Raw genomic sequence first — 13,156 nt, 5'->3', positions numbered from 1 at the left:
TAGCGTTGCCCGGGTCATAACCCGCGCTGCGCCAACGGGTTGCCCGGGGCTCAGCCGAGCGCCGCCATCTTTTCCTCGGCTTCGCGATCCATTTGCGCGCGGCTCTTCTTCTCCGCTGCGGTCTTCAACTGACCGCAGGCGGCGTCGATGTCCCGGCCGCGCGGGGTGCGCACCGGCGCCGAGATGCCCGCTTCGAAGATGATGTCGCTGAAGCGGCGCACCCGCTCCGGCGTCGACGTATCGTACGGCGCGCCCGGCCAGGGGTTGAACGGGATCAGATTGACCTTGGCGGGCAGCTTGTACTTGCGCAGCAGGCGGACGAGCTCGTGCGCTTCCGCGTCCGAATCGTTCTTGTCCTTCAGCATCACATATTCGAACGTGATGCGGCGCGCATTGTTGGCGCCGGGATAGTCGGCGCAGGCCTGCAGCAGCTCCTCGATGCCGTATTTCTTGTTGAGCGGCACGATTTCGTCGCGCACTTCCTTGGTCACGGCATGCAGCGACACGGCGAGGTTGACGCCGATCTCCTCACCCGCGCGCGCCATCATCGGCACGACGCCGCTGGTGCTGAGCGTGATACGCCGCTTCGACAGCGCGAGACCGTCGCCGTCCATCACCAGCTTCAGCGCGTCGCGGACGCTGTCGAAGTTATACAGCGGCTCGCCCATGCCCATCATCACGATGTTGGTGAGCATCCGCCCCTCGGGCTGGCTCGGCCATTCGCCCAGCGCATCGCGCGCCAGCATCACCTGCCCGACGATCTCGCCCGCGGTCAGATTGCGGACGAGGCGCATCGTACCGGTATGGCAGAAACGGCAGTTGAGCGTGCAGCCGACCTGGCTCGACACGCACAACGTCCCGCGATCGGCATCGGGGATGAACACCGCCTCGTAATCCTGCCCGTCGGGCGAGCGCAGCAGCCACTTGCGCGTGCCGTCGGTCGACACCTGCGCCTCGACCACCTCCGGCCGGCCGATGACGAAGCGCTGCTCCAGCCACGGGTGCTGCGCCTTGGCGATATCGGTCATCGCCGAAAACTCGGTCGCGCCGCGATTGTACAGCCAGTGCCAGATCTGCTTGGCGCGCAGCTTCGCCTGCCGCGGCTCCATGCCGGCGTCGAGCAGCGTCTGGCGGAGTTCGTCCTTGCCGAGGCCGATGAGGTCGATCCGGCCATCCTCGCGCAACGTCTTCGCGCGCGGCACGGGCACAGGATCGATATGGCCCGGAATGGGCATGGGGGGCGCAACGCTGTCGAGCATCGCGGGCATATAGCGGAAAACCGCGTCCATTTCCATCCCGCCGCCGGGACGGGCTATCCGACGCAGCCCAGGGTCGCCGCATCGATCGCGGTGGCGGCACCGGCAAGCAGGTAGACATCAGCGAAGGGGCGCCCTCCGCCGCCCACCGCCTCGACGCTCATGCTGCGGCCGGAGCGCAGGGCGGCGACGATCGCGCGGTCGCTGGGTGCATCGGTCGCCCAGGCGTCGAGGCCGCCCGCGGCGAGTTCGAACCGGCGCTCGCCGATGGTGAGCGTGACGGGGGCGGAGCGGTCGCGCTCCCGCGACAGGCGGATGTGGAGCGAGGCGCTGAGGCCGCGGCCCGGCCAGTTCGCGACGCTCGCCCAGCCCGCACTGCGTCCACCCGCCGTCACCGGCCGGGCGATGGCGTAACAGCGGTGCGGCGCCGCGTCGCGGAACGCGCCCCAGCTCTTGTAGACGCCCAGCGTGTCGCGTGCCGCCGCGGGCCCCGCGACCGCCATCGCCAGCAGCAGGACCGCCCCCAGCCTCACGCGGGGGCGTGGCCCGTGCCGCGATGGACGATCGTTTCGACCCCGCCTTCGATCATCACCAGCGATCCTTGCGGCAGGCCGTCGGCGATCGGCGCGCGCCATTCGGGGTGATCGGGCAGGCCGGTCATGACACCCCGCAGCACTCGGCTGGAGATGCCGTGCATGATGATCAGCCGGTCACCCGGATCGTCCGCGGTCGCTTCCAGCCATGCGGTCACCCGCGCGGCGATCGCCGGATAATCCTCGCCATCGGGCGCCGGGCGCAGCAAGCCCTCGGGCGTGATCACCGGCCCCACTTCGCCGACGACATCGGCATAATAGCGGCCGCCCCAGCGCCCCATGCCGATCTCCACCAGCCGCGCGTCATGATGCGCGCCATGCCAGTCGAGTTCCAGATGCTCAGCGATCACCGCCAGCGTCTGCAGCGCGCGGCCCGTCGGCGAAGCCCACAAGGTCAGCGCCGGCGCCGCACCCAGCGTATCGCGCAGCGCCCGCCCCATCTCGTCGGCCTGCGCAAAGCCCGCGCGGGTCAGCGGCGTATGCGGTGCATCGCCCTGCAACCGCCGGGCGGCATTGAACACGGTTTCGCCATGTCGCGCGATAAAGTCGCGGCCCTTGCGGACCGGCACAATGGTGGACGTCATCCCCGCTGTCTCGGATCGCTGTGGCGCAAAAGCAACGGTTTTCCGTGTTTAGCTGAGGTTCATGCAACGCCGTTCCGTCTGGGCCATTGACCCATCGCGCCCCAGCGTTCGGGGCGCCCGTCATACGGAGTAGCTTATGCGTAACCTGATTCTCGCCGCGGTGGCCACCACCGCCCTCGCCGCCCCCGCGTTCGCGCAGACCACCGCCGGCGCCCCCTTCACCGGCCTGCGCATCGAAGGCGTCGCCGGCTATGACGCGCTGAAGGACGGCCACGATACCAGCGACGGCTTCGTCTACGGCGGCGCGGTCGGCTATGACGTGCAGCTCAACAACCTCGTCGTCGGCGCCGAGGGCGAATTGACCGGATCGACCACCGACACGCGCACCGACAATCTGATCAACCAGGGCGATCGTTTCCGCGTCGGCATGGGCCGCGACGTCTATCTCGGCGCGCGCGTCGGCGTGCCGCTCAACCCGACCACGCTCGCGTATGCCAAGGGCGGCTACACCAACGCCCGCGTCGACACCCGCTACACGCAAGGCACGACCGAGACGCGCGATCACACCGATCTTGACGGCTTCCGCCTCGGCGCGGGTCTGGAGCATCAGATTGGCGCGAACACCTATATCAAGGGCGAATATCGCTACTCGAACTACGGCAAGGCCGACAATTCGGTCGGTCGCTACAATATCGACGTCGATCGCCACCAACTGGTCGCCGGCGTCGGCATGCGCTTCTGATACCCAAGCCTCCCGTCACCCCGGGCTCGACCTGGGGTGACGGGCAAGGGGCAGGACGACACCGGATTCGCGGCCAATCCGCTAACCGGCTGTTAACCGGAATCGCCCGAGGGGTCGGAGTGCTTGCTCCGACCCCTTTTTCGTGGGTAGGACTGATGAGGAACACGCCCCGGACTCGGGGGACGGGGGATATCCATGAAGGCGACGATCGAACGTGCAACGCTCCTCAAGGGACTGAGCCATGTCCAGTCCGTCGTGGAGCGGCGCAACACCATCCCGATCCTGTCGAACGTGCTGCTCGAGGCGACGGCCGAGGGCCAGCTGCGGCTGATGGCGACGGACCTCGATTTGCAGATCAACGAATCGGTGCAGGCCGCGGTCGACCAGCCGGGTTCGACCACCGTGTCGGCGCACACCCTGTTCGACATCGCCCGCAAATTGCCCGAAGGCGCGCAGGTGCAGCTGACCGCCGCCGAAGGCCGCATGACGATCGTCGCCGGCCGCGCGCGCTTCAGCTTGGGCACGCTGCCGCGCGACGACTTCCCGGTGATCGCCGAGGGCGAATTGCCGACGCAGTTCGAAATTCCGGCGGACACGCTGAAGCAGATCATCGACAAGACGCGCTTCGCCATCTCGACCGAAGAGACGCGCTATTACCTCAACGGCATCTTCCTGCACGTCCAGGACGAAGCGTCGGAGCCGACGCTGAAGGCCGCCGCCACCGACGGCCATCGCCTCGCCCGCGTCACGCTGCCGCGCCCGGAAGGCGCTGCGGGCATGCCCGACGTGATCGTACCGCGGAAGTGCGTCGGTGAATTGCGCAAGCTGCTCGACGAGATCGACGGCTCGGTCGGCGTGTCGCTGTCGGGCACCAAGATCCGCTTCGATCTGGGCAATGCCATCCTGACCAGCAAGCTGATCGACGGTACGTTCCCCGATTACAGCCGCGTTATCCCGACCGCGAACGACAAGATCCTCAAGCTCGATCCCAAGAGCTTCATGGAGGGCGTCGACCGCGTGTCGACCATCGCGACCGAAAAGACGCGCGCGGTGAAGATGGCGCTCGATCGCGACAAGATTACCCTGTCGGTCACCAGCCCCGAAAACGGCACCGCCGCCGAAGAGGTGCCGGGCGATTATGCCGCGATGCCGTTCGAGATCGGCTTCAACAGCCGCTATCTGCTCGACATCCTCGGCCAGATCGATGGCGACGTGGTGGAAGTGCATCTCAACGATGCCGCCGCCCCGACGCTGATCCGCGAAAACGACAAGGCGCCCGCACTCTACGTGCTCATGCCGATGCGCGTCTGATTCGGGTAAGCGGCGGGGTCTGCGCGCATCCTTGCGTGCGTCCCGCCGCTGCCCCATAGCGACGCGCATGGATACGCCGATCGAAACCCTGTCGTTCGAAGATGCTTTGAAGGAACTGGAACGCATCGTCAGCCGCCTCGAAAGCGGTGAAGCGACGCTCGACGAATCGATCCAGCTTTACGAACGCGGCGATCGGCTGCGCCAGCGCTGCGCCGATCGTCTCGACGCAGCCCAGGCCCGGATCGAGGCGATCCGCCTCGATGCCGAGGGCAAGGCCGCCGGCACCCGCCCCTTTGCAGCCGGCTGATCCGATGACCAGCGCGACCGCGCCCTCACTCGATCAGGCGCTCGCCGCCGTCGCCGCGGATATCGACGCACGCTTCGACCGGCTGCTCACTGTACCCGAGGATCCGCGCGCCGACCTCTACAAGGCGATGCGCCATGCCGCGATCGGCGGCGGCAAGCGGCTGCGCCCGCTGCTGCTGTGCGCGACGGCCGACCTGTTCGGCGTCGACCGCGACTGCGCGGGCGAGGTCGCGATGGCGGTTGAGGCGATCCACGTCTATTCGCTGATCCACGACGATCTGCCCGCGATGGACGACGACGACATGCGTCGTGGCAAGCCGACGGTCCACAAGGCATTCGGCGAGGCGACCGCGATCCTGGCGGGCGATTGCCTGCACGCTCTCGCCTTCGAAGTGCTCGCCGATCCCGCGACGCATGCCGACCCCTTCGTTCGCGCCGAACTGGTGATGGAATTGGCGCGCGCTTCCGGCCCGTCGGGCATGGCGGGCGGGCAGATGATGGACCTGGTCGCCGAACGCATGACGTTCGACCTCGCCACCGTCACCCGGCTGCAGCAGATGAAGACCGGTGCGCTGATCGGTGTGTCGGTGGAAATGGGGGCGATCCTGGGCCGCGTTCCGCCAGAGGGGCGCCGCAGCTTGCGCGGCTATGCGCACGACCTGGGCCTCGCCTTCCAGATCGCCGACGACCTGCTCGATGCCGAGGGCGACGAGGCGGTGGTCGGCAAGGCGCTGCGCAAGGACGGCGCGGCCGGCAAGGAGACGTTCCTGTCGCTGCTCGGCGTCGACCGCGCGCGCGAACAATGCCGCATGCTGGTCGATCAGGCGATCGCGCACTTGCACGGTTTCGGGCCCGAGGCCGATGTGCTCCGCGCGGTTGCGCGCTACGTCGTCGAGCGGGATCGCTGACCGACATTCATCCAACACGATAATGATCGAACACAGGGGGCGGACATGAGCGAGCGGATCGGCGTCTATCCGGGCACCTTCGACCCCATCACTTTGGGGCATATGGACATCATCCGCCGCGGCGCCAAGCTGGTCGACCGGCTGGTGATCGGCGTGACGACCAACCCCTCCAAGTCCCCCATGTTCAGCCTCGACGAGCGCATGGCGATCGTCCGCCGCGAGGTGGAGGGGATCGCCGGATCGATCGACGTCGTCGCCTTCGATTCGCTGCTGATGGATTTCGCCGAGCGCGAGGGCGCCAAGGTCATCGTCCGCGGCCTGCGGGCCGTCGCCGATTTCGAGTATGAATATCAGATGGCGGGCATGAATCAGCAGATCAATCCGCGCGTCGAAACCGTCTTCCTGATGGCCGACGTCGCGCTGCAGCCGATCGCCAGCCGCCTGGTCAAAGAAATCGCGATGTTTGGCGGGCCGATCCAGCGCTTCGTCACGCCGACCGTGTGCGAGGAAGTGGTGGCGCGCGTCGAGAAGCTAGGCCGGCGGGGCAGCTGACGCCCCCTTCCCCTCCCCGTCACCCCGGACTCGTTCCGGGGTCCACCGGACCGCGGGGGAATGGCAAGAGGCTCAAAATATCCCCTCGCCGCAGAGCGGACCCCGGAACCAGTCCGGGGTGACGAAAGAGTGAGGCACCCGCCCGCCCCATTGCCGCCACGATGTTCAGTTTGGTGCAACCTGCGATTTGCTCTAAGCCGCACCGCATCACCTAGGTTGGGAATCTCATGCGCCCGTTCGCCCGTCTGTTTGCGTTTCTGTTGTGCCTGTTCGCCGCGCCTGCCTTTGCGCAGAGCGTACCCGGCACCGACGACGTCACCCAGCGCGCGACGCCGCCGCTGACCACCGACAAGGAAAACCTCTGGCTGCTCGACCTGTCGGACGGTGGCCGCGTCACCATCTGGCTGCGTCCCGACGTGGCGCCCAAGATGGTCGAGCGGATCAAGACGCTGACCCGCCAGCATTTCTATGACGGCCTTGCCTTCCACCGCGTGATCGACGGTTTCATGGCGCAGGGCGGCGATCCCAAGGGCGACGGCACCGGCGGATCGACGCTGCCCAACGTGCCGTCGGAGTTCAACTATCTGCCCCACGTCCGCGGCGCGGTGTCGGCGGCGCGTGCGGACGATCCGAACAGTGCGAACAGCCAGTTCTTCATCGTCTTCCAGCCGAAGCTCAGCCTCGACAAGAAGTATACCGTCTTCGGCCGGGTGATCGATGGCATGCAGTATGTTGACGCGATCCAGCGTGGCGAGCCGCCCGCGGATCCGACCAAGATCGTCCACGCGTATATCGCCGCCGACAATCCTCCGGCCTACACCCCCGCCCCTGCTCCGGCGCCGGTGACGCTCGGCGCGCCCGTGACATTGCCCGGCGGCGAATCGGCTGGCACCGCGGCGCCGAAGAAGGCGGTCGCCCCGGCCCGCAAGACGGCACCCGCCAAGAAGGCGCCTGCCCGCAAGTGAAGGTCGAGCTTTTCGATTTCGAGCTGCCGGCCGAGCGGATCGCGCTGCGGCCGGCATCGCCGCGCGATTCGGCACGGCTGCTGGTGCTCGACGGCGATGCGACGCGCGACCGCATCGTTCGCGACCTGCCGGCTGAATTGCGTGCCGGCGACTGCCTGGTGTTCAACGACACGCGCGTGATCCCCGCGCAACTCGAGGGGCGACGCGGCGAGGCGAAGATCGGCGCGACGCTGCACAAGCGCGAAGGACCGCGCCGCTGGCGCGCTTTCGTCCGCAACGCGCGCCGCCTGCGCGAGGGCGACAGCATCGATTTCGGGTCGGGCGTCACCGCCATCGCCACCGATCGCGGCGAGGATGGCAGCCTCGCGCTCGACTTCGCGGGGGACGAGCCGGTCGAACTGCTGCTCGAACGCGCCGGCCGCATGCCGCTGCCGCCCTATATCGCCGCCAAGCGCCCGACCGATGCGCGCGATGCCGACGATTACCAGACGATGTTCGCGGCTGAACCGGGCGCCGTCGCCGCGCCCACGGCGGCGCTGCACTTCACGCCCGATCTGATCGCCGCGCTGGACGCCGCCGGCATCGGCCACGAGACGCTGACGCTGCACGTCGGCGCCGGCACCTTCCTGCCCGTCAAGGCAGACGACACCGACGACCACCAGATGCACGCCGAATGGGGCCGCATCGGCGCCGCCACCGCCGACCGCCTGAACGCCGTCCGCGCCAGCGGTGGCCGGGTGATCGCGGTCGGCACCACCTCGCTCCGCCTGATCGAAAGCGCGAGCGGCGAAGACCAGGTGATCCGCCCGTTCGAAGGCGACACCGCGATTTTCATCACCCCCGGCTACACCTTCCGCGGCATCGACGGCCTGCTCACCAACTTCCATTTGCCCAAATCGACGCTGTTCATGCTCGTCTCGGCGTTGATGGGGCGCGAGCGGATGCAGGCGGCCTACGCCCACGCCATTGCCGAGGGATACCGTTTCTATTCCTACGGCGACGCCTCGCTGCTGCTGCCGGCGCGCACATAGCGATGGCGCGCGGGACGGCCCGCTGGCATGATCGCCGCCGATGCTGCTGACGCTTCTTCTCCAGGCGGCGACGCCTGTTGCCGCCCCGGCCCAGCCACCCGCAACGCTGGTGGTCGAGCCGGTCGCGATGGCGATCGCCGCGTTCGACAGCGACGGCGACGGCCGCACCACCCGCGCCGAGCTTGCCGCCGGCGTAGCGCGCAGCTTTGCCGCGATCGACACCGCTCACACCGGCTCGCTCGGCTATATCGACTTCGCCGACTGGTCGACGCGCTGGCTGGGCGATCCCAATGCGCTGCCCAGCCCGTTCGAAGTGGATAGCGACGGCGACAATCGCATCACGCTCGCCGAATTGCAGGCGGCGATGGCGCGGGTGTTCGCCCGGCTCGACGTCGACAGGGATGGCGTCGTCACGCGGAAAGAATGTTTGACGATCCGCAGCATGGCGACCCGCGCCCCCGATCCGCGCGGCGACAAGCGCAAGCGGTAGCGGCGGCTCGACACCGCTGACCGCTTTCGCCAAAGCGCACGACATGTCTTCCCGTTTCGCCTTCACCATCGCCGCCACCGACGGCCGCGCCCGCACCGGCACGATTCAGATGCAGCGTGGCGTCATCCGCACGCCCGCCTTCATGCCGGTCGGCACCGCCGCCACCGTCAAGGCAATGAAGCCCGCCGACGTCGCCAACGCGGGTGCCGACATCATCCTGGGCAACACCTATCATTTGATGCTGCGCCCCGGCGCGGAACGGGTAGCGCGGCTGGGCGGCCTCCACGGTTTCATGGGCTGGGATAAGCCGATCCTGACCGATTCGGGCGGCTATCAGGTGATGAGCCTCGCCGACCTGACCAAGCGATCCGAAGAGGGCGTGTCGTTCAAGAGCCACCTCGACGGCACGCGTCATCTGCTCAGCCCCGAACGATCGATCGAAATCCAGCGACTGCTGGGCTCCAACATCGTGATGGCGTTCGACGAACTGGTGCCGACGACCTCGACGCGCGAGGTGCAGGCCGCGGCGATGGAACGTTCGATGCGCTGGGCGAAGCGCAGCCGTAATGCGTTCGACAGCGGCGGCGAGCATGCCGAAAACAATGCGATCTTCGGCATCCAGCAAGGCGCGCTCGACGAGTCCTTCCGCAAGGCGAGTGCCGACGCGCTGATCGACATCGGTTTCGACGGCTATGCGGTCGGCGGCCTGGCAGTCGGCGAGGGGCAGGAGGCGATGTTCGGCTGCCTCGATTTCGCACCCGGGCAATTGCCGCAGGACAAGCCGCGCTATCTGATGGGCGTCGGCAAACCCGACGATATTGTCGGCGCGGTGGAACGCGGCATCGACATGTTCGACTGCGTGATGCCGACGCGCTCGGGGCGGACCGGCCAGGCGTTCACTCGCAACGGCCCGATCAACCTGCGCAATGCGAAGTTCGGCGAGGATCAGGCACCGCTCGACCCGGCGTGCGGCTGTCCGGTCTGTGCGACCTGGAGTCGCGCCTATATCCACCACCTCGTCCGCGCGGGCGAAATTCTGGGTGCGATGTTGATGACCGAACATAACATCTGGTTCTACGAAGCCTTGATGGCGGACCTGAGAGCCGCCATTGCGGCTGGTGAACTGACCCCGTTCGCGAATGGTTTTCGCGCAGCGTATCAACGGGGCAAGGGAGAGTGAGTATGTCGGATCAGCCCAACGAGATCCTCGAAGCCGCCGCCGCCGCCAAGGCGCAGCAGGATGCCGCGGCGCAGGCCAAGATGCAGGGCCGCAAGAGCCATTGGCCGATGCGCATCATTGGCGTCGGCATCGGATCGGCCGCGGTCGCCGCGGCGGTGCTGTTCGCCAATTCGGGGAAGAAGAAGGACTAAGGGGCGGCTGCCCGACTGTCGCCCCCCGTCATCCCGGCGCACGCCGGGATCCATGGACACGGGGAGCCTCATCGGTTGTGCACCATTCACGACCGCTCGTAACCATGGATCCCGGCGTGCGCCGGGATGACGAGCGTTACGATTGACACGATCCCCAAGCTCCGGTTCAACCGACGGCATCATCCCGTCCTAACCGGAGCATCCCATGCGCCTCGTTCGTGCCGCCCTTCTGCTCGGGGCCGCGCTGCTCCCCCTCGCCGCCACCGCGCAGACCGCCGCGCCGGCGGCGACCGCCGTCAAGCCGATCGCCTATACCGAACGCACGCTGGCGAACGGTCTGCGCGTCTATGCGCTGCGCGATACGTCGACGCCCAATGTCGCGGTGCAGGTATGGTATGACGTGGGGTCGAAGGACGATCCCAAGGGCCGTTCGGGCTTTGCGCACATGTTCGAACATCTGATGTTCAAGGCGACGCGCAACCTCGTCTCCGAACAGATGGACCGCCTGACCGAGGACGTCGGCGGCTATAACAACGCCTCGACCAACGACGATTACACCAATTATTACGAGGTCGTACCGGCCAATCACCTGCAGCGCCTGCTGTTCGCCGAGGCCGATCGCATGGCGAGCCTGGTGGTCGAACCCAAGAGCTTCGCATCGGAGCGCGACGTGGTGAAGGAAGAGCTGCGCCAGTCCACGCTGGCCCGCCCCTATGGCAAGCTGTTCTCCACCTATCTGTCGGCCGCATCCTACACGACGCACCCCTATGCGCGCTCGACGATCGGCAGTATCGAGAATCTGGAAGCGGCCTCGATCGACGACGTCCGCGCCTTCCACGCCACCTATTACCGCCCCGACAATGCGATCCTGGTCGTCGCCGGCAATTTCGATCCCAAGCAGCTCGACGCCTGGGTCGACCGCTATTTCAGCAAGATCGTGCGGCCGACGACGGCGATCCCGCGCGTCACCGTGCAGGAACCGATGCGCGCCAAGCCGGTGAGCTACACCGTCTACGAACCCAATACGCCTCTGCCTGCGGTCGTCATGACCTGGCACGTCCCCGCCGACCGGAGCGCCGACATTCCCGCGCTGACCGTGCTCAACACGATCCTGTCGACGGGCGAGAGCAGCCGGATGTACGAAAGCCTCGTCTATCGCGACCAGCTGGCGCAGGATGCCTCGTCCTTCCTCGACAGCAAGCAGGGGACGGGTAACCTCGTCGCGTATGCGATCCTGGCCGACGGCAAGACCGCGGACCAGGGCGAGGTCGCGCTGAAGCGCGAGATCGCACGCTTCCGTGACGCACCGGTCAGCGCCGCCGAACTCGCCGAGGCGAAGAACGAGATCGTCACCGCCGCGATCAAGAGCCGCGAAACCGCGGAGGGCAAGGCACGCCTGCTCGCTTCGTCGGTGATCATCGATGGCGACCCCCGCGCCGCCGATCGCCAGCTCGCCGCGATCCAGCAAGTCACCGCCGCCGACGTCCAGCGCGTCGCGCGTCAGTATCTGGGGGATGCCCAGTCCGCGACGATCCGTTATCTACCCGATAGCGCCAAGCCTGCCGGCCAGACCGGTGACAGGATCGCGGTCGCCCCGACCGTGCGGACCGAAGCACTGACCCCGCCTGCCGACATCGCGATCGTCACGCCCGCGCCCGAAGGCCAGCGCATCCTGCCGCCCGCCCCCGGCGCGCCGGTTACCGCCAATTTGCCGCAGCCGGTCGAGACGCAGCTCGCCAACGGCCTGCGCGTCGTCACGGTCGAGCGCCACGACCTGCCGATCGCCACCGCCTATCTGGTCGGCACGGGCGGCCAGGCGCTCGATCCGGCGGACCGTTCGGGCGTCAGCAGCCTCGCCGCCAATCTGATGACCAAGGGCACGACGACCCGCTCGGCAACCGAGATCGCGCGTCAGGTCGAAAGCTTGGGCGGCTCGATCGGTGCCAATGCGGCAAGCGAGGGCGGCAGCGTCGAGGTGACGGTGAAGTCGGACCAGCTGGCCCCGGCCCTCAACATCCTCGCCGACGTGGCGCAGCATCCCGTCTTCGCGCCCGAGGAACTGGAGCGCGCGCGGACGCAGCAGGTCGATGCGGTGAAGGTCGCGATGAAGAACCCGGCGCAGCTCGCCGCGCTGGTCGCCGATCGCGCGACCTTCGGCGCTTCGCCTTATGGCGCGCCCGGATCGGGCACGCCGGCATCGCTGAAGGCGATCACGCGCGCCGACGTCACCGCCGCCTATGCGCGCACGTGGCGGCCCGATCAGGCGACGCTGATCCTGGTCGGCGACGTGACGCCGGCACAGGCGGAGGCGCTGGCCAAGGCGCAGTTCGGCGGCTGGCGGGCGCCGGCGGGCGCGCCGATGCCACTGCCGGCGGTCGGCACGCTGCCGGCGCCGCGTACCGTCGTCGTCGACATGCCGGGCGCGGGCCAGGCGGGCGTCGTCGTCGAACGCGTCGCGATTCCGCGGTCCGATCCGCGTTATTATCCCTTCGCGGTCGCCAACACGGTGCTGGGTGGCGGCTTCTCGTCGCGGCTGAATCAGGAAGTGCGGATCAAGCGCGGCCTTGCGTATGGCGCGGGCAGCAGCGTCGATGCGGCACGGACCACGGGCAGCATCGCGGCGCGGACGCAGACCAAAAACCAGACCGCGGCAGAGGTCGTCTCGCTGATGACCGCCGAAATGGCGCGGATGGGCGCGACGCCGGTGCCCGAGGCGGAGCTGTCGACGCGCAAGGCGGTGCTGGTCGGTAATTTTGGCCGTGGCGTCGAGACGACCGACGGGATCGCCGGGATCATCGGCGAATATGTGCTCGACGGTGTGCCGCTGACCGAATTGCAGCGCTACACCGCAAAGGTGGAGGCGGTGACGCCGGCAGCGGTGCAGGCAGCATCGGCCGCGCTGCTCGATCCCAAGGCGGCGAGCGTCGCCGTGGTGGGCGACGCCAAGCAATTCGTCACGCCGCTGAAGGCTGCGCGTCCGGCCACGGAAACGCTGACCGAGGGCGAACTGAAGCTGGACAGTCCGACGCTCAAGTAACCGCATGGGT

At 67.8% G+C, this 13,156-nt stretch carries 14 protein-coding genes; 11 read left to right on the top strand and 3 right to left on the bottom strand.

The features are described 5' to 3' along the window. Positions 1 to 50: 50 nt before the first annotated feature. The 3 genes from rlmN to ACP690_RS13070 are packed head-to-tail and all read right to left on the bottom strand — an operon-like array spanning position 51 to position 2,433. Positions 51 to 1,289 carry a 23S rRNA (adenine(2503)-C(2))-methyltransferase RlmN gene (gene rlmN / locus ACP690_RS13080; protein WP_241890134.1) on the bottom strand — a complete coding sequence of 413 codons (1,239 nt, stop codon included), beginning with the start codon at positions 1,287 to 1,289 and terminating at the stop codon, positions 51 to 53. A gap of 23 nt (positions 1,290 to 1,312) precedes the next feature. Further along, entirely contained in the window at positions 1,313 to 1,789 is a 477-nt protein-coding gene (locus tag ACP690_RS13075) for a hypothetical protein (protein ID WP_426261378.1), read from the bottom strand. Next, on the bottom strand, positions 1,786 to 2,433 hold the full coding sequence (locus tag ACP690_RS13070) for a histidine phosphatase family protein (RefSeq protein ID WP_426261377.1): 648 nt from the start codon (positions 2,431 to 2,433) through the stop codon (positions 1,786 to 1,788). The genes ACP690_RS13075 and ACP690_RS13070 overlap by 4 nt, the downstream gene beginning before the upstream one ends. A 136-nt stretch (positions 2,434 to 2,569) precedes the next feature. Between ACP690_RS13070 and ACP690_RS13065 the strand changes: the two genes are divergently transcribed. The 11 genes from ACP690_RS13065 to ACP690_RS13015 all read left to right on the top strand — a co-directional run bounded on the left by ACP690_RS13065 (position 2,570) and on the right by ACP690_RS13015 (position 13,146). Further along, positions 2,570 to 3,175, top strand: a complete 606-nt coding sequence (locus ACP690_RS13065) for an outer membrane protein (RefSeq protein WP_063686258.1) — start codon at positions 2,570 to 2,572, stop codon at positions 3,173 to 3,175. Between the two features lie 195 nt (positions 3,176 to 3,370). Next, positions 3,371 to 4,486, top strand: a complete 1,116-nt coding sequence (dnaN, locus tag ACP690_RS13060; protein WP_017979928.1) for a DNA polymerase III subunit beta — start codon at positions 3,371 to 3,373, stop codon at positions 4,484 to 4,486. A 67-nt stretch (positions 4,487 to 4,553) separates the two neighbouring features. Next, positions 4,554 to 4,793: an exodeoxyribonuclease VII small subunit gene (locus ACP690_RS13055; protein ID WP_017979929.1), complete on the top strand. Its 240-nt coding sequence runs from the start codon at positions 4,554 to 4,556 to the stop codon at positions 4,791 to 4,793. Positions 4,794 to 4,797: 4 nt separating this feature from the next. Then, complete coding sequence (locus ACP690_RS13050; protein ID WP_426261376.1) at positions 4,798 to 5,700, top strand: polyprenyl synthetase family protein; 903 nt, start codon at positions 4,798 to 4,800, stop codon at positions 5,698 to 5,700. A gap of 45 nt (positions 5,701 to 5,745) precedes the next feature. Next, the gene (coaD, locus tag ACP690_RS13045; RefSeq protein ID WP_017979931.1) at positions 5,746 to 6,252 is read left to right on the top strand and encodes a pantetheine-phosphate adenylyltransferase; all 507 of its coding nucleotides are present in this window, start codon (positions 5,746 to 5,748) and stop codon (positions 6,250 to 6,252) included. A 227-nt stretch (positions 6,253 to 6,479) separates the two neighbouring features. Continuing rightward, complete coding sequence (locus ACP690_RS13040) at positions 6,480 to 7,217, top strand: peptidylprolyl isomerase (protein WP_063686264.1); 738 nt, start codon at positions 6,480 to 6,482, stop codon at positions 7,215 to 7,217. Then, the gene (gene queA, locus ACP690_RS13035; protein WP_426255066.1) at positions 7,214 to 8,248 is read left to right on the top strand and encodes a tRNA preQ1(34) S-adenosylmethionine ribosyltransferase-isomerase QueA; all 1,035 of its coding nucleotides are present in this window, start codon (positions 7,214 to 7,216) and stop codon (positions 8,246 to 8,248) included. Before ACP690_RS13040 ends, queA begins: the two co-directional genes overlap by 4 nt. Before the next feature lie 40 nt (positions 8,249 to 8,288). Then, positions 8,289 to 8,738 (top strand): EF-hand domain-containing protein, encoded by a 450-nt coding sequence (locus ACP690_RS13030; protein WP_426255065.1) that lies wholly within the window; start codon positions 8,289 to 8,291, stop codon positions 8,736 to 8,738. A 43-nt stretch (positions 8,739 to 8,781) separates the two neighbouring features. After that, positions 8,782 to 9,918 carry a tRNA guanosine(34) transglycosylase Tgt gene (gene tgt, locus ACP690_RS13025; RefSeq protein WP_426261375.1) on the top strand — a complete coding sequence of 379 codons (1,137 nt, stop codon included), beginning with the start codon at positions 8,782 to 8,784 and terminating at the stop codon, positions 9,916 to 9,918. A 2-nt stretch (positions 9,919 to 9,920) separates the two neighbouring features. Next, entirely contained in the window at positions 9,921 to 10,109 is a 189-nt protein-coding gene (locus ACP690_RS13020) for a hypothetical protein (protein ID WP_426261374.1), read from the top strand. Between the two features lie 205 nt (positions 10,110 to 10,314). Next, positions 10,315 to 13,146, top strand: a complete 2,832-nt coding sequence (locus tag ACP690_RS13015) for a M16 family metallopeptidase (RefSeq protein ID WP_426261373.1) — start codon at positions 10,315 to 10,317, stop codon at positions 13,144 to 13,146. Positions 13,147 to 13,156: the final 10 nt, after the last annotated feature.

The sequence above is a fragment of the Sphingomonas sp. DC4900 genome (assembly GCF_049896485.1).
GTDB classification, from domain to species: Bacteria; Pseudomonadota; Alphaproteobacteria; order Sphingomonadales; family Sphingomonadaceae; genus Sphingomonas; species Sphingomonas aquatilis.
The sequence above is the reverse complement of the archived record's forward strand: the minus strand, read 5'-3'. Positions and strand labels throughout refer to the sequence as shown.

Coding starts and splice junctions, on each gene's coding strand:
- rlmN (WP_241890134.1), bottom strand. CDS start 1,289: ATGGACGCGGTTTTCCGCTATATGCCCGCGATGCTCGACAGCGTTGCG.
- ACP690_RS13070 (WP_426261377.1), bottom strand. CDS start 2,433: ATGACGTCCACCATTGTGCCGGTCCGCAAGGGCCGCGACTTTATCGCG.
- ACP690_RS13065 (WP_063686258.1), top strand. CDS start 2,570: ATGCGTAACCTGATTCTCGCCGCGGTGGCCACCACCGCCCTCGCCGCC.
- dnaN (WP_017979928.1), top strand. CDS start 3,371: ATGAAGGCGACGATCGAACGTGCAACGCTCCTCAAGGGACTGAGCCAT.
- ACP690_RS13055 (WP_017979929.1), top strand. CDS start 4,554: ATGGATACGCCGATCGAAACCCTGTCGTTCGAAGATGCTTTGAAGGAA.
- ACP690_RS13050 (WP_426261376.1), top strand. CDS start 4,798: ATGACCAGCGCGACCGCGCCCTCACTCGATCAGGCGCTCGCCGCCGTC.
- coaD (WP_017979931.1), top strand. CDS start 5,746: ATGAGCGAGCGGATCGGCGTCTATCCGGGCACCTTCGACCCCATCACT.
- ACP690_RS13040 (WP_063686264.1), top strand. CDS start 6,480: ATGCGCCCGTTCGCCCGTCTGTTTGCGTTTCTGTTGTGCCTGTTCGCC.
- ACP690_RS13030 (WP_426255065.1), top strand. CDS start 8,289: ATGCTGCTGACGCTTCTTCTCCAGGCGGCGACGCCTGTTGCCGCCCCG.
- tgt (WP_426261375.1), top strand. CDS start 8,782: ATGTCTTCCCGTTTCGCCTTCACCATCGCCGCCACCGACGGCCGCGCC.
- ACP690_RS13020 (WP_426261374.1), top strand. CDS start 9,921: ATGTCGGATCAGCCCAACGAGATCCTCGAAGCCGCCGCCGCCGCCAAG.
- ACP690_RS13015 (WP_426261373.1), top strand. CDS start 10,315: ATGCGCCTCGTTCGTGCCGCCCTTCTGCTCGGGGCCGCGCTGCTCCCC.